Below are 24091 nucleotides of genomic sequence, written 5' to 3' on the forward strand. Positions count from 1 at the left end.
GTCACCGCATGGTTACATAGAACCGCTCTGGGACAACTGCGCCAGCGCAGTGGCCATGCTCGGCGCCAGCGCCAGGCGCGGAATCAGCACGGCTTGCCAGGCGTGATAAAGGTCAGGTTTGCCGGGCCAGATATCGGCACTGGGGCGGTTCAGCGGGTCGAGTTCGTGATGCCAGCTGCCACCTTCACGGTCGATGAAATGACTGTCACAGAATTCCCAGAATAATCGGTACCAGTGTTCGTACTGCGCCTCCCCGGTGCGTTTGAGCAGCGCACTCGCGGCGGCGCTGGCTTCGCAATGGGTCCAGTGCAGGCGATGGCGGACCACCGCTTTGTTGTCCCAGTCGAGGGTGTAGACAATGCCCGGCGCGCCATCGACGTCCCAGCCGTGGAGGCAATTGTGCTCGAAGAGTTTTTGCGCGTCGGTGACCAGCCAGCCAGGCGTGAGCATCCCGGCCTTCACCCGCGACGCCTCGAGGTGCAGCAACAGCCGCGCCCACTCGAAACCATGGCCCGGGGTGGTGCCGTAGGGGCGGAAGCCGTCGGCGGGGTTGTCGTGGTTGTATTGCTGCAGCGGTTGCCAGGCGCGGTCGAAATGCTCGATCACCAGGTAATCGTTGGCGGCGGCGTGGCCATGGATCACTCGCTCGACAATCCGTTGGGCGCGGCACAACCAGCGATTGTCATCGGTGACATCGGCCAGGGCGAGGAAGGCTTCGGTGGCGTGCATGTTGCTGTTGGCGCCGCGATAGGCTTCCTCCTCGCTCCAGTCGCGATTGAAAGACTCGCGCATCGCGCCTTCTTCTTCGCTCCAGAAACAGGTGTCGATGATGTCGATGGCATCATCGAGCAAGGCTTGCGCGCCGGGACGCTGCGCGACCACCGCAGAACTGGCGGCCAGCGCGACGAAAGCGTGCAGGTAGGCGTTCTTGCCGGTATTGCCGTCGCGATGTTCGGCAGTCGCGAACCAGCCTCCATGCAACGCGTCGCGCAACGGCCCACGCAGGGCGGCAACCCCGTGATCGACCAGTTCGGCAAAGCCCGGTAAACCCTGAATGTGGGCCATGGCGAAGCTGTGGGTCATGCGCGCGGTGTTCATGGTCTGGGCTTGCGCATCAGCCGCGAGGCGGCCCTTTTCATCGAGGCTGCCGAAGCCTTCAGGCAACTTCGAAGCCTTGGCGAAGGCCAGCAGGCGCAAACCTTCGGTGGCGAGCCATTGCTGATGGGCAGGTGCGTTCAGCCAACTGCTGAAGGCCGGTTGGAAGGTGTCCATGGCGTACCTTTTTTGTTGTTATGACTGTGGAGCAGCATAAACAACGGACGAAGGCGGGCTTGTAACGAAGGGGGTGAGTAATGTCACCGAGCCGTGACATTTGTTTGGTGAGTGATGTTTGTGGCGAGGGAGCTTGCTCCCGCTGGGGTGCGAAGCGCCCCCAAAAAAGGGACCGCTGCGCGGTCCAACGGGGGCAAGCCCCCTCGCCACAGGGTCGGTGTCAATCCATCGAGCGGGGCAACTGCAGGGTCACCCGCAACCCGCCTTCACGCAAATTCTGCAAGCTGACCTCACCACCATGGCTATGGGCAATGTTGCGCGCAATCCCCAGCCCCAAGCCATAACCCTGCTGCTGCCCGGCCAGGCGGAAGTGCGGTTCGAACACCTGCTCCAGGCGCTGCTCCGGCACGCCCGGCCCTTCATCATCGACATGCAGGATGAACGCGCTTTCGTCGTCATCGATGTGCAGGTGCGCGTTCTGCCCGTACTTCAACGCATTGTCGATCAGGTTGCCGATGCAGCGCTTGAGCGCCAGCGGTTTCCCCGGGTACGCCGCCAGCGCCCGCCCCTGCTGGGTCACGCGGCCGTTGCCATTGGGGGCCAGGTACGGCTCCACCAAACAATCGAGCACATGGTTGAGATCCACCGGCTCGATGTTCTCGTGGATGTCGGTGTCTTTCACGCATTGCAGCGCGCCCTTGACCAGCAATTCGAGCTCGTCCAGATCACGCCCGAACTTGGCTTGCAGTGTTTCGTCTTCGAGCAATTCAACCCGCAGGCGCAAGCGGGTGATCGGCGTGCGCAAGTCGTGAGAAATGGCGCTGAACAATTGGCTGCGCTCGGTCAGGTAACGGCTGATGCGCTCGCGCATGGTGTTGAAGGCGCGCCCGACCTCGACCACTTCGCTGCCGCCGCCCTCGGCCACCGGCTCCACGTCAGCCCCCAACGACAGATCCCGCGCCGCCCGCGCCAGGCGCTTGAGCGGACGACTCTGCCAGTGCACCAGCAGGCCGATGAACAACAGCAAAAAGCTGCTGGTCAGGACGATGAACCATACCTGCTGCGCCGGCAGGCCCTGCTCTTCAAGACTGGTGTAGGGCTCGGGCAACAGCGAGGCGATGTACAGCCATTCGCCCGGCGCCATCTGGATCTGCGTGACCAGCACCGGCGGATTTACCGGCTCCAGGGTCAACGCGTAGTGCGCCCAGGAGCGTGGCAACTCATCGAGCTTCAGGCCGCCATTGAAGATGCGCAGGTCTTCCGGGCTGACGAAGGTCACCGAGATGACCGTGTCCTGGCCGAGTGACTGGCGCAGCACTTCGTCCACCGCTTTGAGCACCGCCTCTTTGCGCGGGGTGATGGGCAGCACTTCCATGCCCAGGGGTTTGTCGTTGAGCGTCACCACGAACCGGGTGCCGCCCATGCTGCGCAACTGGTCGAGCACCAAGGGGCGATACGCCACCGGCAACGAACGAAAATAACTGACGCTGGCGGTCATTGAATGGGCCAGGCTGCGGGCGCTGGTGACCAGGCCCTCGAGCTGCGTGGCGCGCAGTTGCGACACCCAGATCACGCTCGACAACGTCTGGGCGAACAACACCGCCAGCAAGGTCAGCAACAACATCCGCCCAAGCAGCGAACGCGGCACCGGCATCTTGGCGGCGAGCTTGCGCAAAGTCTCAGTGACCATTGCTGGCAACCACGTTGGCTGCCAGTTGGTAGCCGCTGCCGCGCACGGTGCGGATCAGCCGCGGCGGTTTCTCGGTGTCACGCAGGCGCTGGCGCAACCGGCTGACCGCCATGTCGACGATGCGATCCAGGGGCATCAGTTCACGGCCACGGGTGGCGTTGCCGATGGTGTCGCGGTCGAGAATTTCCTGCGGGTGATCAAGGAACAGCTTCAGCAGCGCAAAGTCTGCGCCCGAGAGAATCACCTCTTCGCCGTCGATGTGGAACAGCCGATGGCTGACCATGTCCAGCCGCCAGTCATCGAAGGCCAGCACCTCACCGCCACTGCGCTCCTGACCGAACTGCGCACGACGCAGCAACGCCTTGATCCGTGCCTGCAATTCCCGTGGGCTGAAGGGCTTGCCGAGGTAATCGTCGGCGCCCAGTTCCAGGCCGATGACACGATCGGCTTCGTCGGAACTGGCGGTGAGCATGATGATCGGCACCTGCGCCTGGCGCGGATGCTGGCGAATCCAGCGGCACAGGCTGAAGCCGTCTTCGTCGGGCAGCATCACATCAAGGATCACCAGATCGGCCGGCGCGTCGTTCAGCGCCTGACGAAAACCGGCGCCGTCGGGCGTGGTACGCACCTGGAAACCAGCGCGGGTCAGGTAGGTGTCCAGCAACTCGCGTATCTCTTGATCGTCATCGACCAACAAAATCGACTTGTTGACTGAGCTCACGGGGCGGCGTCCTTGTTGTTTGAATTGGGCGGATTATGCCTGATGCACCGATTTTACAAACACCACAAAACCACTGTAGGAGCGAGCTTGCTCGCGATGGACTTGAAGGCGCCGCGTGCATTCAGAATGCACGCGTTATCGTTGACGTCCATCGCGAGCAGGCTCGCTCCTACAGGTAATCGGGTTTCAAGCTGGGGTGGATTGTTCCAAGGCCACACCCGCACCCATCAACCCCGAATACGGCGCCGTCACCAGCCACACCGGAATCCCCTTGAAGTAATCGCTCATGCAACCCTTGTCGGCGAAGCACCGGGCGAAACCGCTTTCGAGGAAGAAATCGGCAAAGCGCGGAATCACCCCGCCCACGATGTACACGCCACCGCGTCCACCGGTGGTCAGCACGTTGTTGCCGGCCACGCGACCGAGCCAGCAGCAGAACTGCTCAAGCACTTCCACGGCAATCGGGTCGCCCGCCAGCCCGGCAGCAGTAATCGCTTCCGGCGTGTCGAGCACCGGTGTGTGCCCGTCCACCGCGCAGATCGCCCGATAGACGCGGGGCAAGCCGCCACCGCTCAGGGCTGTTTCTGCACTGACATGACCGATTTCGTTGGATATGTGCTGCCAGAGTTGGGTTTCACGGGGACTGCTCAATGGCAGATCGACGTGACCGCCCTCTCCCGGCAACGCGGCAAACCGGCCCTCGCCCAAATCGAGCAAGGTGCCGACGCCCAGGCCAGTGCCCGGGCCAATCACCACCGCCGGGCGCAACGGCTCCGGCGTGCCTTCGCAGACCACACGAAATTCGCCGGGTTGCAAACGGGTCATGCCCAGGGCCATGGCCGAGAAGTCGTTGACCAGCAACAGCTGATCCACCTGCAAGGCCTGGCAAAAGCCCTTGCGGCTCAGGCGCCAGTGATTGTTGGTGAACTTGAATTCGTCACCACTCACCGGGCCTGCCACCGACAGGCACACCGAACCGATCGCACCCGGCGCCAGCCCCAGGCCATTGAGGTAGAGGCTGATCGCCGCTTCCGGACTGGGGAAATCTGCCGTTGCCAGCACCTGGACCGATTCCAGTTGCTGGTTTTTCCACAACGCGAAACGTGCGTTGGTCCCACCGATGTCACCGACCAAAGCCAGTTTCAATTAAGCGTCTCCAGGGCAGAAGTGAAGGCGCTGGCGCCCTGCTCCGCCGAGCTGAAGGCCATGCGCATGAAACCAAACAGTTCGCGACCGGTGCCGATGTTGTTACCCAACAGACCTTTGGCCGGCGTGCGCGCTGCAAATTCTTCGGCGTCCACCTTAAGCTCCAGGGTGCCTTTGACGCCATCGACGCGGATGATATCGCCCTCTAGCACCCGCGCCAAAGCGCCGCCTACGTAAGCTTCGGGGCTGACATGAATGGCCGCCGGGATTTTCCCCGACGCGCCGGACATGCGTCCGTCGGTCACCAGCGCGACTTTGAAGCCACGATCCTGCAACACGCCGAGGAACGGCGTCATCTTGTGCAACTCCGGCATGCCGTTGGAGCGCGGGCCCTGGAAGCGCATCACTGCGACAAAATCTTTCTCCAGCAAACCGGCCTTGAATGCATCGGCCAGGTCCTGCTGATCCTGGAACACCATGGCCGGCGCTTCGACGATCTGGTTTTCCACGGCTACGGCGGAGACTTTCATCACGCCACGACCGAGATTGCCTTCCATCACCCGCAGGCCACCCTCTGCCGAGAACGCGCGGGCGACCGGACGCAGGATGCTTTCATCGAGGCTGTCGGTCACGCCTTCGCGCCACACCAACTGGCCATTGTCGAGGAACGGCTCCTGGGTGTAGCGGCTCAGGCCGTGGCCCATCACGGTGTTGACGTTTTCGTGGAGCAACCCGGCTTCCAGCAATTCGCGAATCAGGAACGACATACCGCCCGCGGCCTGGAAGTGGTTGATGTCGGCCTTGCCGTTCGGGTAGACGTGGCTCAGGGTCGGCACGACTTCGGAGAGGTCGGCCATGTCCTGCCAGGTCAGCTGAATGCCTGCCGCCATGGCGATGGCTGGCATGTGCAAGGTGTGGTTGGTCGAGCCGCCCGTGGCATGCAGCGCAACAATCGAGTTGACCAGCGAACGCTCGTCGACGATTTCACCAATCGGGATGTAGTCACCGTTCTGCTTGGTCAAACGCGTGACCTGATGCGCCGCTTCGCGGGTCAAGGCATCGCGCAACGGCGTATTCGGGTTGACGAAGGACGCGCCCGGCAGGTGCAGGCCCATGACTTCCATCAGCAACTGGTTGGTGTTGGCGGTGCCGTAGAAGGTGCAGGTGCCAGGGCTGTGGTAGGACTTCATTTCCGATTCCAGCAGCTCTTCGCGGGTCGCCTTGCCTTCGGCGTACTTCTGGCGCACATCGGCTTTCTGCTTGTTGGAAATGCCCGAGACCATCGGCCCGCCCGGCACGAAGATCATCGGCAGATGGCCGAAGCGCAGTGCGCCCATCATCAGGCCCGGCACGATCTTGTCGCAGATGCCGAGCAGCAGCGCGCCGTCGAACATGTTGTGGGACAGCGCCACGGCCGTGGACAACGCGATCACTTCGCGGCTCGGCAGGCTCAGCTCCATGCCCGGCTCGCCCTGGGTCACGCCATCGCACATGGCCGGTGTGCCACCGGCGAACTGGCCGACGGAGCCGATTTCGCGCAGGGCTTTCTTGATCAGTTCGGGGAAGACTTCGTACGGCTGGTGCGCCGAGAGCATGTCGTTATATGACGAAACTATCGCGATGTTCGCGGAGTTCATCATCCGCAGGCTGTGCTTGTCGTCGCTACCGCAACCGGCCACGCCATGGGCGAAGTTGGCGCATTGCAGCTTGCCGCGCATCGGACCGTCGCTGGCCGCACCGCGGATCAATGCAAGGTAGGCCTCACGCGTGGCGCGGCTGCGGGCGATAAGCCGTTCAGTGACCTCAAGGACGCGGGGATGCATGTGTAGAACTCCAGGCTAACGGATGTGGCGACCTGATTGTCTATGCTGATCAAAGGCCGGTGTCGATGGGATGACAGACGGTTTATTTGACCATTTGGACCAGTTGATTCAGGTCACTCGTTGTAGATCGAACAAAATATTGCCATCAAAAAGGCTTGTTTTCTATTTTTTTACGAATAATCTTGTAATTCCAACAACAAAACGACGGTAGCGCCGCACTATGACTCTTCGAATCGCAATCAATGGTTTTGGCCGCATCGGCCGTAATGTCCTGCGCGCACTCTATACCCAGGGCTACCGTCAGGATCTGCAGATCGTCGCCATCAACGACCTGGGCGACAGCGCGATCAATGCTCATCTGCTCAAGTACGACACCGTTCACGGCACGTTCGATGCCGATGTCCAGCACGATCAGGAGAGCCTGACGGTCAACGGCGACCGCATTTCGGTCAGCGCCATCCGCAACCCGGCCGACCTGCCCTGGGCCGCGGAAAAGATTGATGTGGTGTTCGAATGCACCGGTCTGTTCACCGATCGGGCCAAAGCCGCCGCGCATATTACGGCGGGCGCGCGCAAAGTGATCATCTCGGCCCCGGCCAAAGGCGCCGACGCTACCGTGGTTTACGGGGTGAACCACGACATTCTGCGCCAGTCACACCAGATCATTTCCAACGCGTCGTGCACCACCAACTGCCTGGCCCCGGTGGCCCAGGTGCTGCATCGCGAGCTGGGAATCGAAAGCGGTCTGATGACCACCATCCACGCCTACACCAACGATCAGCACCTGACCGACGTCTATCACGTCGATCCGTACCGCGCCCGTTCGGCCACCCAGAACATGATCCCGAGCAAGACCGGTGCTGCTGAAGCGGTGGGCCTGGTGCTGCCGGAACTGGCGGGCAAATTGACCGGCATGTCGGTGCGCGTCCCGGTGATCAATGTGTCGCTGGTGGACCTGACGGTGCATCTGAAAAAAGAAGCCAGCGCAGAGGAAGTCAATGCGCTGATGAAAGAAGCCAGCCAGCACTCGAAGATCCTTGGCTACAACACCCTGCCGCTGGTCTCCAGCGACTTCAACCACAACCCGCTGTCGTCGATCTTCGACGCCAACCACACCAAATCCACCGGCAAGCTGCTCAAGGTGCTGGCGTGGTATGACAACGAATGGGGCTTCTCCAACCGCATGCTCGATAACTGCCTGGCGCTGTGCAACGCTGAATAAGCCCGGAGCAACCATCGATGATCGGCATCAGCTTTACGCAAAAGACCATGGCGGCGCGCAAGCGTATCGCCCTGGTCGCCCATGACCACTGCAAGGTGTTCTTGCTGGACTGGGCCGAACGGCAAAAAGACAGACTGGCCCAGCATGATCTGGTCGCCACCGGCACCACGGGGTTGTTGTTGCAACAACGCCTCGACCTGCCGGTGCAAAGCATGATCAGCGGGCCACTGGGCGGCGACCAACAGCTCGGTGCGCAAATCGCCGAGCAGCGGGTCGACATGCTGGTGTTTTTCTGGGACCCGTTCGAACCCCAGCCCCACGACCCGGATATCAAGGCATTGCTGCGGGTCGCGGCGGTGTGGAACATCCCGGTGGCGTGCAACGAATGCAGCGCCGACTATCTGCTCAGCAGCCCGCTGATGGATCAGGCGCACCTCCATCGGATTCCCGATTACGCCACCTATTTGCAGGGGCGCGCGTAAAGCTTCACAAATCAGTACTTGACCATTCGAGTAGATGATAAGCATTATCATTTACTCGAAATGGATCAGGTTCTCCCGTGAGTCAATCGCGCTTCAACCACGTTTTCCTCGCCCAGCGCACCTCCCTGCTGCGCACGCTGGAACGGATGGTCAACAATCACAGCACCGCTGAAGACCTCCTGCAGGAAACCTACCTGCGGGTGACCCGTGCATTGAGCGAACGGGCCATCGATCATCTTGAGCCCTTTGTCTTCCAGACGGCGCGCAACCTGGCGCTGGACCATTTGCGCGCGCGGCGTATCCACTCGCGCACCATGGTCGACGACGTGCCGCAGGAGGTGGTGTACAGCATCGCCGCTCCCACCAGCAGTGCCGAAGACGCCGCCCACGCCGAACAATTGCTGGAGCGCCTGAACGTGAGCCTCAGTGAACTCAGCGCCCGCCAACAGCGGATTTTCATCCTCAGCCGCCTGCACGGGCACAGCTACCAGGAAATCGCCGACGAGCTGAACGTGTCCCTCAGTACCGTGCAGAAAGAACTCAAACTGATCATGTCGATCTGCATCGGGGTTGCCGATCGCTTGAACACCAACTGAGCGCCAGGACCTTGCGCCTACCTGGACCGACTGCACTGATCATCAGGCTTTGCTACCCTTGGCCCACTTTTACGCTTCACTAAAAAAACAGCCGTGCACAGACACTGCCGAGGAAACACCGTGACGGACAACCACCGCTCCCCTGAGCCTTCATCGGCGCAGGACCCCGCAAGCGCGATGGACCAGGCCCTGGACTGGCTGATCGTGCTCGGCAGTCCCGACGCGGAGCAGACCCGCCAGTTCCATGCGTGGCTCGACGCCGATCCGTTGAATGCCCAGGCGTTCGCCAAGGCCCAGGCGATCTGGGACGGCCCGCAAGTGGCGCAGTGCGCGCAAAACCTGGCCGCCCGTCCGGCGAAAGTCACTGTCCTCGCCCGTCTGCGTCCGCACTGGAAACCACTGGCCACTGCCGCCGTGCTGCTGCTCGGGCTGTTCAGTTTCAGCAGTTTGCCAATGCGCCTGCAGGCCGATCACCTGACCGTGGTCGGCGAGCGCCAGCGCCTGCAACTGGAGGACGGTTCCAGGGTCCTGCTCAATACCAATTCGGCGTTCTCAAGCACCATCAACGGCCAGCAACGTGTTGCCCGCCTGTATCAGGGCGAAGCGTTTTTCGAAGTCCAGGCCAATCGCGGCCAACCACTGGAAATCGACGCCGGACCGGTCACGGCCAGCGTTCGCGATACCGCATTTGCCGTGCGCTACCTCGACGGCGTGGCGCAGGTGCGGGTGCAACGCGGGGATGTCGACTTGCGCGCCACCCGGGATGACGCGCGGGTGCGCTTGTCCGCCGGGGAAAGCATTCGCATCGGCCCCAACGGATTCGACCGCCCGGCCAAGCTGGATACCGCCACCGACCTGGCGTGGGTCCAGGGGCGACTGGTGTTCGAAAACTGCCCGCTGAACCAGGTGCTGGCAGAACTTCGCCGCTACTACCCGGGCTGGATCATCAACAACAACGAACAGTTGGCCGATGTCACCGTGACCGGCAATTACCGCCTCGAACAGCCGCTGGACGTGGTTCGCTCCCTGGCCCATATCACCTCGGCACGGCTCCAGGAATTCCCGGCGCTGGTCATCCTGAACTGAATGAGAATTATTTTTACTCGATAGCCAAACCCCGTACGTCTCGTTATAGCCAATGCAATTGATTCGCATCTCACCATGCCGATCAGCACCTATAAAGATTCGTGCGACACGGAGCGCTATCGATGTCCCCTCGCCTTACCCGCCAACCCCCTACACCTTCCCGCGTGCTGTCGCTGCTGACCGCCGCCATCCTTATGGCCGGTACCGCACCGCTCATGGCCGCCACCGCCACCGAGCAATCGACCCGCAAAATGGGCGACTATTCGTTCGCCATTCCCCAGCAGTCACTGGTGTCGGCACTCAATGCCTTTACCGCCGTGACGGGCTGGCAGGTCGGCGTATCGTCGGAGCTGGCACAGGGTGTGGCCTCGCCGGGAGTACGCGGTTCGCTGTCGCCGGAGAAAGCCCTGGAGCGCCTGTTGGTGGGGACCAACCTGAGCTATCGCAAGCTAGGCAACAACAGCATCGTTCTGGAAAAACGCAGCGGTAGCAGCGTCCTCAATCTGGATCAGGTCACCATCAGCGCCACCCGTAACGAACAGGCTGTGAACAGCGTGCCGAGCACAGTCTCTGTCTACACACGCGAAGATCTGGACCGCAATAACGTCAATACCATCAAGGAACTGGTGCGCTACGAACCCGGTGTTTCGGTGGGTGGTTCAGGCCAACGCGCCGGCATCACGGGCTACAACATTCGCGGCATCGATGGCGACCGCGTGCTGACCCAGGTCGATGGCGTTCAGGTGCCCGACGGTTTCTTCAATGGCCCGTATGCCCAGACCAACCGCAACTATGTCGACCCGGAAATCGTCAAGCGAGTGGAAATTCTCCGGGGCCCAGCGTCGGTGCTGTATGGCAGCAGCGCCATTGGCGGTGCGGTCAGCTACTACACGCTGGACCCGGACGACATCATCAAACCGGGCAAGGATGTCGGCGCACGTCTGAAAACCGGCTACAGCTCCGCCGACGACAGCTGGCTGACTTCCGGCACCGTCGCCGGCCGTACCGGCGAGTTCGACGGCCTGCTGCATCTCAGTCAACGCAACGGTCATGAAACAGAGTCATTTGGCGAAACCGGCGGCACTGGCCTGAACCGCACTGAAGCCAACCCCCAGGACGTGCGCACCACCAGCGTGCTGGCCAAACTGGGCTGGAATTACGCTGACGACTCGCGCCTGGGCCTGACCTACGAGCATTACAAGGCCGACCGCGACACCAATCAATTGAGTGCGGTGGGCGGCCCGTTCAATGCCGGACGCGGTATGGGCTTCTATAAGTCCCGTACCGGTAACGACACGATCACCCGCGAACGCTTTGGCCTGGAACACAGCTTCGGTCTGGACAGCGCGCTGGCTGACAACATCAAGTGGTCGTTGAACTACCAGATCGCCAAGACCGACCAGAGCACCGAGGAAATCTACGCGCCGCCGTCGCGGACCGTGCTGCGTAACCGCGATACGACTTACAAGGATCGCCAATGGGTATTCGACGCCCAGGCTGACAAGTCGCTTGCCATCGCCGATACCGATCACTTCGTCACCTATGGCACCACCATCAAGCAGGACAAAGTCACCGGCCTGCGTACCGGCACTGGCACTTGCCTGACCGTGGCCGGAGCCTGCCGGGTCATCGGTGCCCCTAGCGCCCTCGACACGCTGAAACCCGCCAGTGACTTCCCGGACCCGACCATCAATAGCTACAGCCTGTTCGCCCAGGATCAGATCAGTTGGGGCAACTGGACCTTCCTGCCCGGTGCACGCTACGACTACACCGAACTCAAGCCGCACATCACCGAAGAGTTCCTGGCCACCGCCGACCAGAGCGGCAACGGCGTGGTGAGCGACGAGACCAAGACCTGGCATCGCCTGTCGCCGAAGTTCGGCACCACCTACAGCTTCAACGACCACTACACCTGGTTCGGCCAATACGCCGAAGGCTTCCGCACCCCGACCGCCAAGGCGTTGTATGGTCGTTTCGAAAACATCGCTGGCGGCTATCGGGTAGCGCCTAATCCGGACCTGGAACCGGAAAAAAGCAAAAGTTACGAGACGGGTTTGCGCGGCAACTTCGAGCAGGGCTCGTTTGACATGGCGGTGTTCTACAACAAGTACCGCGACTTCATCAACGAGAACGCCATCACGCCCGGCTATAGCGAGACCATTTTCAAGAGCAACAACATCAAGCACGCCACCATCAAGGGTGCCGAGGTCAAGGGCCGCCTGAACCTCGACGCCTTCGGCGCGCCGCAAGGTCTCTACACCCAAGGCTCGGTGGCCTATGCCTACGGGCGCAACGACGACAACGGCGAGCCGCTCAACAGCGTCAACCCGCTGACCGGCGTATTCGGCCTCGGCTACGACCAGGACACCTACGGCGGCTTGCTCAGCTGGACGCTGGTGAAGAAGAAGGACCGCGTCGACAGCAGCAGTTTCAAAACCCCGGACGGCACCAGCACCCAGTTCAAGACGCCCGGCTTCGGCATTCTGGACCTGAGTGCGTTCTACAAAGTGACCGACGACGTGACCGTCAGCGGCGGCGTCTACAACCTCACCGACAAGAAATACTGGCTGTGGGATGACGTGCGCGGCTACGACAGCGTCGGCGAAGCCTCGGTGACCCAACCGGCCAACCTCGATCGCCTGACCCAGCCGGGTCGCAATTTTGCGGTCAACCTGATCTGGGATATCTGATCCGCTCATCTCGCCGGGCGGTTACATCAAGCCGCCCGGTGAGGATTTTTTACTGTCAGGCGCCTTCTTGTTCGTCTCGTTACCAAGCGCCTCTTCTTTCTCCAAGGAATTGCCATGACTACCCAGGCCACCGAACAACGCCCCAACCTGCGTTCGCAACGTTTGAACCAGATCACCAACGAGCCGCACAGCAAGCTCGATGCCCTGGTCAAGGCCCATGCCCCGTTTGAAACCCCGGCCAGTTTCGCCCGCTTCGTGGTGGCGCAGTACCTGTTCCAGTCGGAGCTGGTGTCGCTGTACAACGATACCGAACTGACCGCCATCGTCCCGGACCTGCCGGCCCGCTGCCGTGCCGATGCAGCCAGGGCCGACCTCGCGGACCTGGACACCGAGGTGCCAGCACCTGTGGCCGGTGCGCTGAGGAACCCGACCCAGGCCGAAGCCCTGGGCTGGATCTTTGTTTCGGAAGGCTCGAAGCTCGGGGCGGCGTTCCTGATCAAGCGTGCCGTGGGCCTTGGCCTGAGCGAAACCTTCGGCGCCCGCCACCTCGGCGAACCGGCCGGTGGCCGCGCTGAAGGCTGGAAGAGCTTCGTCAAGACCCTGGACGGCCTGGCATTCAGCGCCCAGGAAGAAGCCGAAGTGGAAAAAGGCGCCATTGACGCGTTCAATCGTTTTACCGTGTTGCTGGAGCAGGCTTACGCCAGCGCACCGGAAGTCGCCTGACACAACACCGACCCTGTGGGAGCGAGCCTGCTCGCGATGACGGTATTCCAGACAGCATTATTGTCGACTGATACTCCGCTATCGTCGGATCGCCGCCCGGAGCAGGCTCGCTCCCACAAAGGGCCGGGTGAATCTGTAAGATCTCCATTCAGCGTCACACGCCACCCCAGAGCCCATGCCCACCTCCTCAAAACTCTCCCGCCTCCTCTTCGGCCTGCTGGCCTACGTCAGCCTGGGCATCGGCCTGATCGCCATCGTCATACCCGGCCTGCCAACCACCGAATTCATCCTGCTGGCCGCCTGGGCCGCGACCCGCAGTTCGCCGCGCCTGAGTGCCTGGCTGGAAAACCATCGGCTGTTCGGCCCCATCCTCCATAACTGGCGCAACGGCAAGATCATCGCGCGCCGGGCAAAAATCAGCGCCACGGTCAGCATGTTGTTATGTGCCGGTCTTATGTTGGTGATGCTCGATCACGGTTGGCCGATTTACCTGGCAATTGCCGGGATGGGACTGGGCAATCTGTGGATCTGGTCGCGACCGGAATCATTGCCGCAAGCCACCTGAAACCTCTTCAAAACGCCCTGTATCAGCCGGCAACGGCACACTTGAAAGTACCTACTTCCTGTTCGGATTTCTCCTACGCGCTTATCAGCTCATCCATGACCGGGTTTGGCCGTTAAGCACCATGAACCCCCATAACGAGAAGCTGACATGAATATAAGTGCCGCTGCACCTTTTCAAGTTCCGTATCCGCAAACAGTGAAGGCGAACACGGAAAAAGCCCAGCCTGAGAAAGTCGACATTCCGGTAATGAATGACAGGTTAAGGTTGACCATCGAGAAACTCCGAGCTCCTCAAAGTGAAGCTAGAAATCTCAGCAGCGAAAAACTGAATGAGGTGGATGAGTTTTTGAATGCGCTCGAACCACATAACGAGTTCACTGACCTACCCCCTCGGATAAAAAGCTACAGACATTCAATGATTAGGCATCATGAATTCTACGCAAATTTGACGCTCAAAAAAATGGAAGGGGTTTACTCCGACTTCAAAAAAGACCTGCAAAGCAAATGGTCTGGCTTGGCCAATAACGTAATGGGCTTCACCGTGGCCGAAGACGGTCAGTTGAAAGTCACTTCGCCCCCCGACACACTGACTGCCAGGGATGAGGAGATATTGAATACCCTGTTGAACGAGACCAAAGGTTTGCAAACCCTGACACTCAAGCATGCCAAGTTCGTGATCGAACTGGTCCAGATGGATAAACCACAGTTCGAAGGCAAGGTGAATCTTGACCTGCGAAACTTCCATAAGATGATTGACTATGGATTATTGCTGAACGAAGGCGCGCTGGACCTGAGAAATTCAAACTCCTGGCTGGATCAATTGCATAAAAACGCTGAAAAGTATCCGTTTGAAAAAAGGCAGGGGCTACACATCGAAGCCTGATCGTTTGATAAAACCCGGCAACGCGGGTGTGCACTACCGCGTTGCCGGGAATATAACAGGCCTAGTTACGCAACATATTTTGATAGCATATCTGAGCAAATGAAACGTTCCGCACGTTGTAACCTCCCACCCCCGAATCCTCTTTGCGTTGAACCTGGATCAACCAATACCCCAGGTTGTATTCAACTTCCCACTTATAGCGATACTTGCCACTGCTGGTCCAGAAAGGATCAGACTTCAACTGGCCATAACACCTGCCCAACTCAAGGGCTTGCGCAGCGCTACCAGTGCTGTCCGTTATAAGGTCGAACCTTTCATCATCCGCCCCCGCCTCCTTGTTCAATATCAAGGTAGCGGTAGCACCTTCGAGCGGTTGCCCGGTCGAATCCCTCAACCGGACCGACCAATTCAAGACCCTGTAGGCCTGCGTAGTCGCCCAGTAGTGCCGCAGATCACCGGTATCGCCCTGGACGCGACTGTCGGCGTAGTAAGGTGCTGAGCCAAACTCGAGCTTGTAGATATCACCCGCCACGAACGGGGCAGATGGATTCTTAGAGATGCGAACCTGAACTTCCTGACTCGGCTGCAAGCCAGAAACCGTTAAGGGTGTACCCCAAGGGATTACGGCCCAGTTTCCATCGCGATTGTATTCCAGCGTCAATGGCCGGTCGTTCAGATCCCTCGCATGGATCCACACATTCTGTCCCCGCACCGCCATGAAGCTGTATTGCTTCACATCCGTTTCGTCAGCCAGACTTTCCTCGATAGTGTTCAGTTTGTCCGGCAGTACCGTGGCCGCCGAGGGTATTTGAGAGGCGATACCCGAAATAGCTGCCGAGTTCAGAAAAGACATGGCAGGTGCCGCACCTGCCGCCAATAACATCCCCCAAAAAAACAACACCGAGCGCAACCCGGTCCTTTTAATGCAAGTAATACACATGATGGCTTTCTCATTATTTACTGTCAGATGCCAGAAGCAAAAACTTCCGGAAGCGTTCCACCGAGGTGGCATCTGCATTTAATCGGTCTGCCCTTAATGAGAAGCGGTACATATGTATTTCGTGAACTTCATTTAAAGCGCAAAAAGCACCCTGGACGTCGATGCCAAATTGATCACCGTCCATCCGTGACTTTTCCTATTTTTACCCCCATTTTCGGCACATTTTTCTGCGCAAACGTTCAACCACTACCGTTCGTCGAGTTGCCCCTCATGTAACCTCAGTGCCACGCCGATGTGCATTGATCGGCGCTAAATGGATTTAGCGAGTGAGCCGCAACAGCCCACAGCCAACACTTCATCCATTCGCGAGTTCGCCCTATGTTCGACTCACTGTCCATCCGCCTGAAAATCGTCCTGCTGTCCGGTCTGTGCCTGCTTGGCGTCGTCGCCTTGATAGTGGGCATGAACATCTACCAGACCAATCAGAACGATGACCTGGTCAGCGATTCCAGCAGCAGAATGCTCACCGCCAGTGTGCAGGATCTGCTCCAGGCCAAAGCCGCCGAGCAAGCGGTGCGGGTGCAGAAGACCTTCGGTGAAACCCTGACGGTGGTGACCGCCCTGGCCGACCAGATCAAGGACATGCGCACCCTGGCCGCCAAGCGCTCCCTCGAGCCCGGCGCCCTGCGTGAAGAGCTGAACCAGAGCCTGAAAACCGCCTTCGAACGCAATGGCAAGGTGCTGGGTATCTGGCTGGCGTTCGAACCCAACGGCCTGGACGGCAAGGACAGCGAGTTCGCCAATGACGCCGCCCGCCAGTCCAACGAGATCGGCCGTTTCGCCACCTACTGGAGCCGCGCCGGAGGGGATGCCCTCAACACGATCATGGTCGAAGAGGACATGACCAAAACCACCCTGAACCTCAGCGGCACGCCGTACAACGTCTGGTACACCTGCCCGCGGGACAGCAAACGCACCTGCCTGCTCGACCCCTACGCCGATACTGTCGGCGACAAGGAAGTGTTGATGACCACCATTTCCGTACCGCTGCTGGTGGATGGCAAGTCCATCGGCGTGGTCGGTATCGACATCGCCCTCGATGCCCTGCAAGCGGCGGCGGTCGACTCCCAGCGCGACCTGTTCAACAGTGCCGGGCACATGCTCATCGTTTCCGGCACTGGCGTGCTGGCCGCCTACAGTGTCGATGCCGGTAAAGTCGGCAAGAACATCGGTGACACCCTGGGTGCCGAAGGCAAGGACATCCTGCAATTGCTCAGCGTTGGCGCGCCGAAGATTCTCCAGCAAGGCGACCTGATCCGCGCGGTGTACCCGGTCAGCCCGATTGCCGATGCCAAGGCCTGGGCCGTGGTGATCGACCTGCCCAAACAAGTGCTGCTGGCCGACTCGGTGAAGCTGCAAGCGGTACTCGACGATGCCCAGCAAAGCGGCACGCTCAAGGCGCTGTCGGTGGCAGTGATTGCCGGCCTGCTCGGGCTGTTGCTGATGTGGCTCACTGCGTCGGGCGTGACCCGGCCGATCAACAGCGTGGCCGACATGCTCAAGGCGATTGCCAGTGGCGACGGCGACCTGACCCAGCGCCTGCACTACAGCAAGCAGGACGAACTGGGCGAACTGGTGAGCTGGTTCAACCGCTTCCTCGACAAACTGCAACCGACCATCGCGCAGATCAAGCAAAGCATCACCGATGCCCGTGGCACGGCCGACCAGTCTTCGGAAATCGCCCGCCAGACCAGTGAAGGCATGCAGGTGCAGTTCCGCGAAATCGACCAGGTCGCCACAGCCTCCAACGAAATGAGTGCCACTGCCCACGATGTCGCCAACAGCGCCTCGAACGCGGCCAACGCCGCCAAGGGTGCCGACCAGTCGGCCCGCGACGGCATGTCGATCATCGAGCGCAGCACCCGCGACATCAATCAACTGGCCGAAGAGGTCAGCAAGGCCGTGACCGAAGTCGAAGCCCTCGCGGTCAACAGCGAGCAGATCGGCTCGGTGCTGGAGGTGATTCGCAGCATCGCCGAACAGACCAACCTGCTGGCGCTCAATGCCGCCATCGAAGCCGCCCGTGCCGGTGAAAGCGGTCGAGGCTTTGCTGTGGTCGCCGATGAAGTGCGCAACCTGGCCAAGCGTACCCAGGATTCGGTGGAAGAAATTCGCCTGGTGATCGAACGCATCCAGTCCGGCACCCGCGGCGTGGTCGCCACCATGCATTCAAGCCAGACCCAGGCCCACAGCAACGCCGGGCAGATCCAGCAGGCGGTCCAGGCCTTGGGCAAGATCAGCGATGCGGTCACCGTGATCAGCGACATGAACCTGCAAATCGCCAGCGCCGCCGAACAGCAAAGCGCCGTGGCCGAAGAGGTCAACCGCAACGTCTCGGCGATCCGCACCGTCACCGAAACCCTGACCGGCCAGGCCACCGAATCGGCGCAGATCAGCAGCCAGCTCAATGCCCTGACTACCCAGCAAATGAAGTTGATGGATCAGTTCCGCGTTTAAACAATCGCCACATCCCACAGAGGGATTTCATCTGGCCTCAGTTTTTTGATCTAAGCTCGGGCTCTCGCTCCGGAGGGCCCTTCGATGACTGATCTGCTCACGTCCATTCAAGCCGCACTCGGTTTGCCTCACACCCCGATTCCATTCACGTCCAGCGGCGCCCTGCCCTCGGCGTTTGCCGTCACGGATCTGGCCTGCGCCAGCATCGCTGCCGCCGGCCAGGCCGCCAGCGAACTGCTGCACCAGCAAACCGGACACCTGCCCGACCTTGAAGTTGACCGACGCCTCGCATCATTCTGGTTCGCAACCTCGATTCGCCCGCTTGGCTGGAGCGTTCCGCCGTTGTGGGACCCAATCGCCGGTGACTACGCCACCCGTGATGGCTGGATTCGCCTGCACACCAACGCGCCTCATCACCGCGCCGCTGCCGAAAGCGTGCTCGGCGCCTGTGCCGACCGAGCAGCGATGACCGGCAAAGTCGCGCAATGGGCGAAAAGCGAGCTGGAGCAGGCGGTGGTCGATGCCGGTGGCTGTGCGGCAGAAATGCGCACCTGGGAGCAATGGCAGACCCATCCTCAAGGACAGGCGGTAAATGCCGAACCCTTGATTCTGTTCGCCAACCACCCAAGCCAGAGCCGCAAACCGTGGACAGGTTCTGTTGCTCGCCCATTGGCCGGCATCAAGGTGCTGGACTTGACCCGAGTACTGGCAGGCCCCATCGCCAGCCGCTTTCTGGCCGGCCTGGGCGCCGACGTCTTGCGCATCGATCCGCCGACCTGGAGCGAGCCTGGGGTGGTGCCGGAAGTCACCTTGGGAAAACGCTGCGCGCGTCTTGATCTGAACGACAGGTCCGACCGCGGCGTATTCGAATGCCTGCTCAAGGACGCCGACATCCTGCTCCACGGCTATCGCGCCGATGCGCTGGAGCGACTTGGCCTGGGCATCAATGAGCGCCGGCAACTGAACCCCGGCCTGATCGATGTTTGCCTCAACGCCTATGGCTGGAGCGGGCCCTGGCAAAACCGGCGGGGCTTCGACAGCCTGGTGCAGATGAGCAGTGGCATTGCCGAAGCGGGCATGCGCTGGAAGCAGGCGGACAAACCGACGCCTTTGCCGGTGCAGGCCCTCGACCACGCCACCGGGTATTTGATGGCGGCCAGTGCGATTCAGTTGTTGGCACAGCGGTTGAACGACGCTACGGGGGGCTCGGCGCGATTGTCGTTGGCACGTACGGCGAGGTTGTTGATCAAGCAAGATGTCGGCCCGGATGAGCCGCTGCGCGCAGAGGATAAAAAGGATCAGGGAATAGTGGTGGAGCAGACACCGTGGGGGCCGGCGTATCGGTTGCATGTGCCTCTGAAAATCATCGGGACGCCGCTACAGTGGGCATTGCCCGCGACTGAACTGGGTTCACATCCCGCGCAGTGGTGGTGACTTTCAGATAGCCATCGCGAGCAGGCTCGCTCCCACATTCGATCGCGTACGTCAGCTAGAACTCAGTCAACTGTAGGAGCGAGCCTGCTCGCGATGGCGCCAGAAACAGCAACACAAAAACCGGATCAGCTCAGTCCACTCGACTCAACGAAGTCCACAGCACCTGCGCCGCATACCCTCGATAAGGCCGCCACCCTTCGGCCCGCAACAACAACTGCTTTGCTGTCACCGGCCCACCCTCCAGCGCTGCCAACGCATTGATCAGCCCCACGTCGCCATTGGGAAACCCATCCATCTCCCGCAACTGACGCAAGGCAATGTATTGCGCCGTCCATTCACCAATCCCGTGCAAGGCCAGCAACCGCGCTACGCCCCCCTCCCGACCGGGCTCAAACAATTGCGGATCATCGAGCAGTGCCTGAGCTACCCCCGACAAGGTCCGGCCTCGGCTCTTCGGCATGCCCAGCGCTGCCAGATCTGCGTCTGCCAAAACGCTGACCTGGGGAAAAACATGGGTCAATCCCGGCAGTGCTGAACTCAACGGCGTGCCGTACTGCGCAACCAGTTTGCCCGCCAACCGGATCGCCGCCACCACCGTAATCTGTTGTCCCAGTACCGCACGGATCGCCAGTTCCAGCCCATCCCACGCCCCCGGTACGCGCAGGCCCGGGCGCTTGGCAATCAACCGCGCCATCAGCGGATCAACCGCCAGGTGCCGGTGAATCGTGGACAGGTCGGCATCCAGGTCGAACATCTGCCGCACTCGCGCAACGATCTCGGGCACGGCAGCAGCCTCTGGAAAGTCCAGGCTCAACTCAAGTGCATCGGATGTAGCAGGCTGGATCGAAAACGTACCGTGAACGCCATGCAAATCGATGCTGCGCGAGTAGACACTCTCGACCACCGTTTCCAGGCCAACGATCGCCCGCGCCGACAAGAACCCCAGCATCGCCGGCCAGTCATAGGGTGGTTGATACGCCAGCAACAACCTCACAGACTGAGCAACCCGCTGTACAACCCATAAGCGGCCAGCCCCGCACCACCGATGACACAGGTGAAAATACCTTTCTCGACCACCGTGAACAGTGGTTTGCCTTGCTCATTACGTGCCTTGGCAAACAGGATCACACCCGGCGCATACAGCAACGCCGACAGCAGCAAATACTTCAGGCCGCCGGCATACAGCAACCACACCGCGTAGCCCAGGGCGATACCACCAATCAGCAGATCCTTGATCCGCTCGGCGGATGCCTGTTGGTAGGTTTCACCCCGCGCGCACAACAACACCGCATAGGCCGCCGACCACAGGTACGGCACCAGAATCATCGAGGACGCCAGATAAATCAGGCTGGTGTAGGTGCCGGCGGAAAACAGGGTGATCAGCAGGAACAGCTGGATCATCGAGTTGGTCAGCCACATCGCATTGACCGGCACACGGTTGGCGTTTTCCTTGGTCAGGAATGCCGGCATGGTTTTGTCTTTCGCCGTGGCGAACAGGATTTCGGCGCACAGCAGCGCCCAGGACAACAAGGCCCCCAACAGTGAGATCGCCAGGCCGACACTGATCAGCAACGCCCCCCAGGGGCCGACGATATGTTCAAGCACCGCCGCCAGCGAGGGGTTCTGCAGTTTCGCCAGTTGTGGCTGGGTCATGATCCCCAGCGACAGCACGTTCACCAGCACCAGCAGCGCCAACACCCCAATGAACCCGATCACCGTCGCCCGGCCCACGTCGGAGCGTTTCTCTGCCCGGGCCGAATAGACACTGGCGCCCTCGATACCGATGAACACGAACACGGTGACCAGCATCATGTGCCGAACCTGATCCATCACGCTGCCGAATTCCGGGTTGTTGCGCCCCCAGATATCGAGGGTAAAGATGTCCGCCTTGAACGCCACGGCGGCAATCACGATGAACATGATCAGCGGCACGATCTTGGCCACGGTGGTCACCTGGTTGATGAACGCCGCCTCCTTGATCCCGCGCATCACCACAAAATGCACAGTCCAGAGCAGCACCGAAGCGCAGACGATGGCGATCGGCGTGTTGCCTTCGCCAAAGACCGGTACGAAATAACCGAGGGTGCTGAACAGCAGCACGAAGTAGCCGACGTTGCCCAGCCAGGCGCTGATCCAGTAGCCCCAGGCCGAAGAAAAGCCCATGTAGTCGCCAAACCCGGCCTTGGCATAGGCGTACACCCCGGAGTCCAGCTCCGGCTTGCGGTTGGCCAGGGTCTGGAACACAAACGCCAGGGTCAGCATTCCGACGGCAGTGATTGCCCAACCGATCAGGATTGCCCCGGCATCGGCCCTGGCCGCCATGTTTTGCGGCAGGGAAAAAATCCCGCCGCCGATCATCGAACCCACCACCAACGCGATCAATGCGCTCAGGCGAAGCTTGTTCGGTGATTGCGCCATCGTTGCATCTCCATTTTGGGGGGGGCGACAACTGCCGCGACATCGTCACATAACGGGCGTCAACTAAACTGTTGAAGAGTAATAACGTTTATTGGATAACGCCAACATACGTCTTTTACTTGCACAAAACGGCTATTAGAGGCGCCGATATAATCATTTGTTGTATACGTTTTTCTAATACATCAATTTTGTACAAAAAACCCACGAGGAAAATTTGCGAATTCTCAAAAACCAACTAGCGTCATAATTCGAAACAAACTCTAAAAGTAATTAAATAATGTACAAAAGGCTCTAGAACAAGCATTACAGACAGCCGCCTTGCGAATGATGGCACTCCGCCAACAACCTGGGAACGCTCTCATTTAGTGATCCAAGTCAGCTGATTGGATAGCCAACAGAATTAGTCTGTTGCCTCTCTTCTCCTGCATTGGAGTCATGCAATGTCTGAAGCTCCCGGAAAACTGAAACTCGGCGCGCTGGTTGCGTTAGTCGTGGGTTCGATGATTGGTGGCGGGATCTTTTCCTTGCCACAAAACATGGCCGCCAGTGCGGATGTCGGCGCCATTCTGATCGGTTGGGCGATCACCGCCGTCGGCATGCTCACCCTGGCGTTCGTGTTCCAGACTCTGGCCAACCGCAAACCCGATCTTGATGGCGGGGTCTACGCCTACGCCAAGGCCGGTTTCGGCGACTACATGGGCTTCTCGTCCGCCTGGGGGTACTGGATCAGTGCCTGGCTGGGCAACGTGGGGTACTTCGTACTTTTGTTCAGCACCCTCGGCTACTTCTTTCCGCTATTTGGGGAGGGGAATACCCCTGCCGCCGTGATCGGTGCCTCGGTGCTGCTCTGGGCCGTACATTTCCTCGTACTGCGAGGAATAAAGGAAGCAGCGTTCATCAACCTGGTGACCACCGTCGCCAAGATCGTGCCGCTGCTGCTGTTCATGTTGATCGCGTTGTTCGCCTTCAAACTGGACATCTTCACCGCCGACATCTGGGGCCTGAAGAACCCGGACCTGGGCAGCGTGATGGACCAGGTGCGCAAAATGATGCTGGTCACCGTGTGGGTGTTCATCGGCATCGAAGGCGCGAGCATCTTTTCGGCCCGCGCGGAAAAACGCAGCGATGTGGGTAAAGCCACCGTGATCGGCTTTGTCACCGTGCTGTTGTTTTTGGTCCTGGTCAACGTGCTGTCGCTGGGGATCATGACCCAGCCGGAACTGGCCAAACTGCAGAACCCGTCAATGGCCGCCGTGCTGGAACACGTGGTCGGTCACTGGGGCGCGGTGCTGATCAGCGTCGGCTTGATCATCTCGTTGCTGGGGGCGTTGCTGTCGTGGGTGCTGCTGTGCGCGGAGATCATGTTCGCCGCCGCCAAGGACCACACCATGCCGGCGTTTTTGCGCAAGGAAAACGCCAACCATGTACCGGTCAACGCCCTGTGGCTGACCAATGCCATGGTGCAGGTTTTCCTGATCATCACACTGTTCTCGGCCAGCACTTACCTGTCGCTGATCTACCTCGCCACCTCGATGATCCTGGTGCCTTACCTGTGGTCGGCGGCCTACGCCTTGCTGTTGGCGGTGCGTGGCGAAAGCTACGAAGGCGCGGCGGGCGAGCGGCAGAAGGATCTCATCATCGGCGCCGTGGCCCTGATCTACGCGATCTGGCTGCTGTACGCCGGCGGCATCAAGTACCTGTTGCTGTCCGCCTTGCTCTACGCCCCCGGCGTGATCCTTTTTGCAAAGGCCAAGCTGGAAATCAACAAACCGGTATTCACCAACGTCGAGAAGCTGATTTTCGCTGCGGTGGTCGTCGGCGCCGTGGTGGCGGCCTACGGTCTCTATGACGGCTTCCTGACTCTGTAACTACCCTGTTTAGTCA

General features: G+C 60.3%; 19 protein-coding genes and 1 pseudogene. 12 read left to right on the forward strand and 8 right to left on the reverse strand.

What is annotated here, in order from left to right:
* Positions 1-12: 12 nt before the first annotated feature.
* The 5 genes from AC3ITY_RS26240 to edd all read right to left on the reverse strand — a co-directional run bounded on the left by AC3ITY_RS26240 (position 13) and on the right by edd (position 6652).
* Positions 13-1272, reverse strand: a complete 1260-nt coding sequence (locus AC3ITY_RS26240; protein ID WP_489305906.1) for a D-mannose isomerase — start codon at positions 1270-1272, stop codon at positions 13-15.
* A gap of 220 nt (positions 1273-1492) precedes the next feature.
* Complete coding sequence (locus AC3ITY_RS26245) at positions 1493-2920, reverse strand: ATP-binding protein (protein WP_223458030.1); 1428 nt, start codon at positions 2918-2920, stop codon at positions 1493-1495.
* A 31-nt stretch (positions 2921-2951) separates the two neighbouring features.
* Positions 2952-3683, reverse strand: coding sequence for a response regulator (locus tag AC3ITY_RS26250; protein WP_489305908.1), 732 nt, complete (start codon positions 3681-3683; stop codon positions 2952-2954).
* Positions 3684-3869: 186 nt separating this feature from the next.
* Positions 3870-4829, reverse strand: a complete 960-nt coding sequence (locus tag AC3ITY_RS26255; protein WP_489305910.1) for a glucokinase — start codon at positions 4827-4829, stop codon at positions 3870-3872.
* Positions 4826-6652 (reverse strand): phosphogluconate dehydratase, encoded by a 1827-nt coding sequence (gene edd, locus AC3ITY_RS26260; protein ID WP_489305912.1) that lies wholly within the window; start codon positions 6650-6652, stop codon positions 4826-4828. The genes AC3ITY_RS26255 and edd overlap by 4 nt, the downstream gene beginning before the upstream one ends.
* A gap of 220 nt (positions 6653-6872) precedes the next feature.
* Between edd and gap the strand changes: the two genes are divergently transcribed.
* The 8 genes from gap to AC3ITY_RS26300 all read left to right on the forward strand — a co-directional run bounded on the left by gap (position 6873) and on the right by AC3ITY_RS26300 (position 14898).
* Complete coding sequence (gap, locus tag AC3ITY_RS26265) at positions 6873-7874, forward strand: type I glyceraldehyde-3-phosphate dehydrogenase (RefSeq protein WP_150726688.1); 1002 nt, start codon at positions 6873-6875, stop codon at positions 7872-7874.
* Between the two features lie 17 nt (positions 7875-7891).
* Positions 7892-8356: a methylglyoxal synthase gene (locus AC3ITY_RS26270; RefSeq protein ID WP_057713543.1), complete on the forward strand. Its 465-nt coding sequence runs from the start codon at positions 7892-7894 to the stop codon at positions 8354-8356.
* 77 nt (positions 8357-8433) lie between these two features.
* Positions 8434-8952 carry an RNA polymerase sigma factor gene (locus AC3ITY_RS26275; protein WP_223458002.1) on the forward strand — a complete coding sequence of 173 codons (519 nt, stop codon included), beginning with the start codon at positions 8434-8436 and terminating at the stop codon, positions 8950-8952.
* A 120-nt stretch (positions 8953-9072) separates the two neighbouring features.
* The gene (locus tag AC3ITY_RS26280) at positions 9073-10038 is read left to right on the forward strand and encodes a FecR family protein (protein ID WP_489305915.1); all 966 of its coding nucleotides are present in this window, start codon (positions 9073-9075) and stop codon (positions 10036-10038) included.
* Positions 10039-10160: 122 nt separating this feature from the next.
* Positions 10161-12728 carry a TonB-dependent receptor gene (locus AC3ITY_RS26285; protein WP_489305916.1) on the forward strand — a complete coding sequence of 856 codons (2568 nt, stop codon included), beginning with the start codon at positions 10161-10163 and terminating at the stop codon, positions 12726-12728.
* A 114-nt stretch (positions 12729-12842) separates the two neighbouring features.
* A complete protein-coding gene (locus AC3ITY_RS26290; protein WP_489305918.1) occupies positions 12843-13451 on the forward strand; it encodes a biliverdin-producing heme oxygenase in 609 nt (202 codons plus the stop codon).
* 175 nt (positions 13452-13626) lie between these two features.
* Complete coding sequence (locus tag AC3ITY_RS26295) at positions 13627-14016, forward strand: YbaN family protein (protein ID WP_489305920.1); 390 nt, start codon at positions 13627-13629, stop codon at positions 14014-14016.
* Between the two features lie 147 nt (positions 14017-14163).
* A complete protein-coding gene (locus tag AC3ITY_RS26300; RefSeq protein ID WP_489305922.1) occupies positions 14164-14898 on the forward strand; it encodes a hypothetical protein in 735 nt (244 codons plus the stop codon).
* A 61-nt stretch (positions 14899-14959) separates the two neighbouring features.
* On the opposite strand, the gene AC3ITY_RS26305 is transcribed toward AC3ITY_RS26300, so the two are convergent.
* Positions 14960-15916, reverse strand: coding sequence for a hypothetical protein (locus AC3ITY_RS26305; RefSeq protein WP_489305924.1), 957 nt, complete (start codon positions 15914-15916; stop codon positions 14960-14962).
* A 564-nt stretch (positions 15917-16480) separates the two neighbouring features.
* Between AC3ITY_RS26305 and AC3ITY_RS26310 the strand changes: the two are divergent.
* From AC3ITY_RS26310 to AC3ITY_RS26320, 3 genes and pseudogenes are all read left to right on the forward strand, one after another.
* Positions 16481-17497, forward strand: a pseudogene (locus tag AC3ITY_RS26310) (methyl-accepting chemotaxis protein); the annotation flags it as partial.
* A gap of 102 nt (positions 17498-17599) precedes the next feature.
* Positions 17600-18355, forward strand: coding sequence for a methyl-accepting chemotaxis protein (locus AC3ITY_RS26315; RefSeq protein ID WP_489311005.1), 756 nt, complete (start codon positions 17600-17602; stop codon positions 18353-18355).
* A gap of 84 nt (positions 18356-18439) precedes the next feature.
* Positions 18440-19789: a CoA transferase gene (locus AC3ITY_RS26320; protein ID WP_489305926.1), complete on the forward strand. Its 1350-nt coding sequence runs from the start codon at positions 18440-18442 to the stop codon at positions 19787-19789.
* A 130-nt stretch (positions 19790-19919) separates the two neighbouring features.
* Here AC3ITY_RS26320 and AC3ITY_RS26325 read toward each other — a convergent pair whose 3' ends face one another.
* Together AC3ITY_RS26325 and arcD (AC3ITY_RS26330) are read right to left on the reverse strand one after the other, a co-directional pair.
* Positions 19920-20783: a DNA-3-methyladenine glycosylase family protein gene (locus AC3ITY_RS26325; protein WP_489305928.1), complete on the reverse strand. Its 864-nt coding sequence runs from the start codon at positions 20781-20783 to the stop codon at positions 19920-19922.
* Entirely contained in the window at positions 20780-22207 is a 1428-nt protein-coding gene (gene arcD / locus AC3ITY_RS26330; protein ID WP_489305930.1) for an arginine-ornithine antiporter, read from the reverse strand. Before arcD (AC3ITY_RS26330) ends, AC3ITY_RS26325 begins: the two co-directional genes overlap by 4 nt.
* Before the next feature lie 440 nt (positions 22208-22647).
* On the opposite strand from arcD (AC3ITY_RS26330), the gene arcD (AC3ITY_RS26335) reads away from it, so the two are divergent.
* Positions 22648-24075 carry an arginine-ornithine antiporter gene (gene arcD, locus AC3ITY_RS26335; RefSeq protein WP_489305932.1) on the forward strand — a complete coding sequence of 476 codons (1428 nt, stop codon included), beginning with the start codon at positions 22648-22650 and terminating at the stop codon, positions 24073-24075.
* Positions 24076-24091 lie beyond the last annotated feature (16 nt).

It is taken from the genome of Pseudomonas sp. GL_091 (assembly GCF_057837725.1).

Excerpts from the sequence above, each read along its gene's own strand:
- AC3ITY_RS26240 (WP_489305906.1), bottom strand. The coding sequence starts at position 1,272 with ATGGACACCTTCCAACCGGCCTTCAGCAGTTGGCTGAACGCACCTGCC.
- edd (WP_489305912.1), bottom strand. The coding sequence starts at position 6,652 with ATGCATCCCCGCGTCCTTGAGGTCACTGAACGGCTTATCGCCCGCAGC.
- gap (WP_150726688.1), top strand. The coding sequence starts at position 6,873 with ATGACTCTTCGAATCGCAATCAATGGTTTTGGCCGCATCGGCCGTAAT.
- AC3ITY_RS26270 (WP_057713543.1), top strand. The coding sequence starts at position 7,892 with ATGATCGGCATCAGCTTTACGCAAAAGACCATGGCGGCGCGCAAGCGT.
- AC3ITY_RS26285 (WP_489305916.1), top strand. The coding sequence starts at position 10,161 with ATGTCCCCTCGCCTTACCCGCCAACCCCCTACACCTTCCCGCGTGCTG.
- AC3ITY_RS26290 (WP_489305918.1), top strand. The coding sequence starts at position 12,843 with ATGACTACCCAGGCCACCGAACAACGCCCCAACCTGCGTTCGCAACGT.
- AC3ITY_RS26295 (WP_489305920.1), top strand. The coding sequence starts at position 13,627 with ATGCCCACCTCCTCAAAACTCTCCCGCCTCCTCTTCGGCCTGCTGGCC.
- AC3ITY_RS26300 (WP_489305922.1), top strand. The coding sequence starts at position 14,164 with ATGAATATAAGTGCCGCTGCACCTTTTCAAGTTCCGTATCCGCAAACA.
- AC3ITY_RS26305 (WP_489305924.1), bottom strand. The coding sequence starts at position 15,916 with ATGCAGATGCCACCTCGGTGGAACGCTTCCGGAAGTTTTTGCTTCTGG.
- AC3ITY_RS26315 (WP_489311005.1), top strand. The coding sequence starts at position 17,600 with ATGCAGGTGCAGTTCCGCGAAATCGACCAGGTCGCCACAGCCTCCAAC.
- AC3ITY_RS26320 (WP_489305926.1), top strand. The coding sequence starts at position 18,440 with ATGACTGATCTGCTCACGTCCATTCAAGCCGCACTCGGTTTGCCTCAC.
- arcD (WP_489305930.1), bottom strand. The coding sequence starts at position 22,207 with ATGGCGCAATCACCGAACAAGCTTCGCCTGAGCGCATTGATCGCGTTG.
- arcD (WP_489305932.1), top strand. The coding sequence starts at position 22,648 with ATGTCTGAAGCTCCCGGAAAACTGAAACTCGGCGCGCTGGTTGCGTTA.